At 39.6% G+C, this 3,978-nt stretch carries 5 protein-coding genes; 1 reads left to right on the forward strand and 4 read right to left on the reverse strand.

The window, feature by feature from the left end; genetic code table 11:
• The 4 genes from NL42_RS17200 to rpsB all read right to left on the reverse strand — a co-directional run.
• Nucleotides 1–514: AraC family ligand binding domain-containing protein (locus NL42_RS17200; RefSeq protein WP_461313680.1), on the reverse strand; the 514-nt coding region annotated here is incomplete at its 3' end.
• A gap of 105 nt (nucleotides 515–619) precedes the next feature.
• The gene (locus tag NL42_RS17205) at nucleotides 620–1,105 is read right to left on the reverse strand and encodes a DUF3465 domain-containing protein (RefSeq protein WP_461313681.1); all 486 of its coding nucleotides are present in this window, start codon (nucleotides 1,103–1,105) and stop codon (nucleotides 620–622) included.
• Between the two features lie 64 nt (nucleotides 1,106–1,169).
• A complete protein-coding gene (gene tsf / locus NL42_RS17210; protein WP_461313682.1) occupies nucleotides 1,170–2,045 on the reverse strand; it encodes a translation elongation factor Ts in 876 nt (291 codons plus the stop codon).
• Between the two features lie 138 nt (nucleotides 2,046–2,183).
• Nucleotides 2,184–2,936 (reverse strand): 30S ribosomal protein S2, encoded by a 753-nt coding sequence (rpsB, locus tag NL42_RS17215; protein ID WP_003650626.1) that lies wholly within the window; start codon nucleotides 2,934–2,936, stop codon nucleotides 2,184–2,186.
• Between the two features lie 209 nt (nucleotides 2,937–3,145).
• On the opposite strand from rpsB, the gene map reads away from it, so the two are divergent.
• Entirely contained in the window at nucleotides 3,146–3,970 is an 825-nt protein-coding gene (gene map, locus NL42_RS17220) for a type I methionyl aminopeptidase (RefSeq protein ID WP_016137515.1), read from the forward strand.
• The last annotated feature ends 8 nt before the right edge of the window (nucleotides 3,971–3,978 follow it).

Here is a 3,978-nt window from a genome sequence, read left to right on the forward strand (position 1 = left end):
TTGAATATGCTTCTGGCAACTCACAAAAAGTATGATTTGATTTACTATGTCGTTTCATTAAACAGGCTAAAGTCGATAAATACATCGTTTCTTTAAGTAAAAAATTATCTTTTTGTTCTAATAAATCAAAGAGTAAACAAAGTTGCTGAGCCAAACCCAAGTCACTAATGACCGCCTGAGGAAACCACGGTGCCCCACGTGAATTCTCAAAAAAATCTTGACTAACTTCTGCCAACATTTCAGGTGTGGGGTAAATCGCTCGATATCGCCACCCCGACTCAACAGCAGATGAACCCGTATGGATTTCATCAGCATTTACTAAAATAATATCGCCTTTGGGAGCTACATGCAGTTGGCCCGTCCTAAAAAAAGACTGTGCTCCCTCTTCAATTACACCGATACAATAACCTTCATGGGTATGCTTAGAAAATTGCGTTTGGTGATAATGTGCTTTTAGTAACTCTAAACCGCCCAGCTCTCGCACATGCAGATAATCGGCTTGCTCCCGCTGCATAAATACGTCTCATCTATTTAATAAAAAAAACCATAGCATGTTTTAAGAAACTGAATAGAATAAAATTGCTCTATAAAAACAATCTCTTTAATTGTCTATTTGGCTTTATTGATAGATTTGCCCATCATGTTTAAGCCAGCCGCTTTCATGGCGACTTTGTGGATCACGATGAGTCCAGTGCAATACACCACCTTTGGGGTTATATTCATATTCGCCATAAAACTCTACCATGTCACCTTTTTTCAAATTAGAAACTTTAGGTGCTAAATCAATATTATGTGCGACTAAAATTGAAAGGCCATTTTTTAATACAAGGATAAATTTCTGATGTCTCGCCCCATCATTATCGTCTCTTAAAATTGCCTTTACTCGACCACTTCCCTGCACTTGAACATTACTTTTTCTCTGCTCATAAGCAGCTTTTATTGTATCCACCCCATTATTTGAAAGTGTAGTTTCAGTATGCTGAACTTCGGGTATGGCTGATGATGACGTTTGATTTTGCTTATGCCCTGATAAATCCAGACCAAAATATGCAGCAATCAATAAAACGATGACACCGCCAATACTAAGATTTTTTTTATTTATCATTTTATACACTCATTTAGTTGAGATAAAAAAAGCCCCAAAGGGGCTTTTTTTATCGTGATACGAATTACTTCGCAGCAGCTTGAGCAGCAGCAACTTCTTCAGCGAAGCTAAGTTCTGCTTTCTTCTCAATACCTTCACCAACTTCGAAACGTACGAAGTTAACAACAGTAGTACCAGTTGCTTTTAATACATCAGCAACTTTTTTGTCGTTGTCGATTACGTACATTTGACGATCAAGAGCAACTTCGTTCAAATATTTATCAACAGAACCAGTTACCATTTTTTCAACGATATTAGCTGGTTTGCCAGATTCTAACGCTTTCGCTTCAGCAATTTCTTTTTCTTTAGCGATAAGGTCAGCAGGAACAGCTTCAGCATTTACAGCAACTGGGTTGAATGCAGCAACGTGCATTGCAATACCTTTACCAGTATCAGCATCACCTGTATAAGAAACTACAACACCGATTTTTAAACCGTGTTTGTAGATAGCCAAGCTTTCGCCTTCAACGATTTTCGCGCGACGAACTTGGATGTTTTCACCGATTTTTTGAACAAGAGCAATACGTGCTTCTTCAACAGTAGCACCATCTTCAAGTTTCAATTCAGCAATTTTAGTCGCATCAGTTTCATTTGCAGCAAGTGCAGCAGCAGCAACTTTAGCAGAGAAACCAGCAAAGTTTTCGTCTTTAGCAACGAAGTCAGTTTGACAGTTTACTTCTAAAAGAATCGCTTTGTTGCCTTCTTGAACGATAGTGATCGCACCATCAGCAGCAATGTTGCCAGCTTTTTTAGCAGCTTTTGCTTGACCTGATTTACGAAGGTTATCAATCGCTAATTCAACATCACCATTAGATTCTGTTAATGCTTTTTTGCATTCCATCATTGCAAGACCAGTACGGTCACGTAATTCTTTTACCATGCTCGCAGTAACTGCAGTCATGTTGTTCTCCTAAATACGGTAGAAAAATGAATCTTTTCAACAAAAACGGCCCAAAGAAACTCTGGGCCGTTTGCACTCTCGACGCTTAATTTGCCACCATTACATGTCGCAAAAATGACAAGCCTGCGTCAAAACGCATTAAGCCTCTGGAGCTTCTTTAGCAGCTTCTTCGCCTTTAGCTTGTGCATTTGCTTGAGATTGAGCGTATTCTTTACCAGCAAGAATCGCATCAGCCATAGCAGAAGCATAAAGTGTAACCGCACGGATTGCATCGTCATTACCAGGAATAACGTAGTCTACGTTGTCTGGGTTAGAGTTTGTATCAACGATACCGATTACTGGAATACCAAGGTTTTTAGCTTCTTTAATCGCAATTGATTCGTGATCCACGTCAATTACGAATAATGCGTCAGGTAAACCACCCATGTTTTTAACGCCGCCTAAAGCACGTTCAAGTTTTTCCATCTCACGAGTACGTTCTAAAGCTTCACGTTTAGTAAGCTTAGCAAAAGTACCATCTTGAGATTGAGTTTGAAGGTCTTTTAAACGGTTGATAGATTGGCGAAGAGTTTTCCAGTTCGTCAACATACCACCTAACCAACGGTGATCAACATATGGTTGACCCGCACGTTGCGCTTGTTCACGGATGATGTTAGAAGCAGCACGTTTTGTACCAACGAACAAAACTTTGTTCTTTTTGCTTGCTAATTGGTTAGCGAAGTTCAAAGCATCATTTAACGCAGGAACAGTGTGCTCAAGGTTGATGATGTGAATTTTGTTGCGCGCGCCAAAAATGTATTGACGCATTTTTGGGTTCCAGAAACGAGTTTGGTGACCAAAGTGCGCGCCTGCTTGAAGAAGGTCGCGCATGCTTACGTTGTAATCTGCCATTTTCTTTACCTTAAATTTTGGGTTAGGCCTCCATATATCCGCATTCTCCACCCTTTTACAGGCACCCAGAGTAATGTGACGATATATGTGCGGATTTTTACTCCACCTATCAAAATTGTTCGTAAAAGATATTCACGAAAAGCATTTGATAAAATGGGCGGCTATTTATACCATAGACACTTGTAAATTACCAAAAGTTTTTAGAGATCATGAACAGTACTTATACAGCTCCACGTCGATTAATCAAAACTCCAGATGAAATTGAAAAAATGCGCATTGCAGGACGACTGGCGGCTGAAGTTCTAGAGATGATCAAGCCTTATATTAAGGCAGGTGTAAGTACACTTGAACTTGATACCATTTGCCGTAATCACATTGAAAATGTACAGCATGCTATTCCTGCCTGTGTCGGCTATGGTGGCGCTCCTGGACGCCCTGCTTTTCAGCACTCTATTTGTACTTCGGTTAACCATGTTGTCTGCCATGGCATTCCTTCTGAAAATAAAACATTAAAAAATGGCGATATTCTTAATATTGATGTAACTGTGATTAAAGATGGTTATCACGGCGATACAAATATGATGTATGTCGTTGGCGGTGAGACTTCTATTTTAGCTAATCGTCTATGCAAGGTTGCTCAAGAAGCGATGTATCGCGGAATGGCAACTGTGAGAGATGGTTCATATTTAGGTGATATTGGCCATGCAATCCAAAAATATGTTGAATCAGAACGTTTTAGTGTAGTACGTGAATATTGTGGCCACGGTATTGGAACCGTTTTCCATGATGAACCTCAAGTATTACATTATGGTCAAGCTGGAACAGGTATGCGTCTGGAAGCTGGTATGACTTTTACCATTGAACCTATGGTAAATGCAGGCGTATGGCAAACTAAACTATTAGGCGATAAATGGACGGTTGTAACGAAAGACCATAAACTTTCAGCTCAATATGAACATACTATTTTAGTGACTCAAACGGGCATTGAAGTTTTAACTGCACGCCCTGAAGAAGACTTATCTCGCTTCAACTAATAATTTAA

The organism is Acinetobacter sp. GN11, assembly GCF_054823985.1.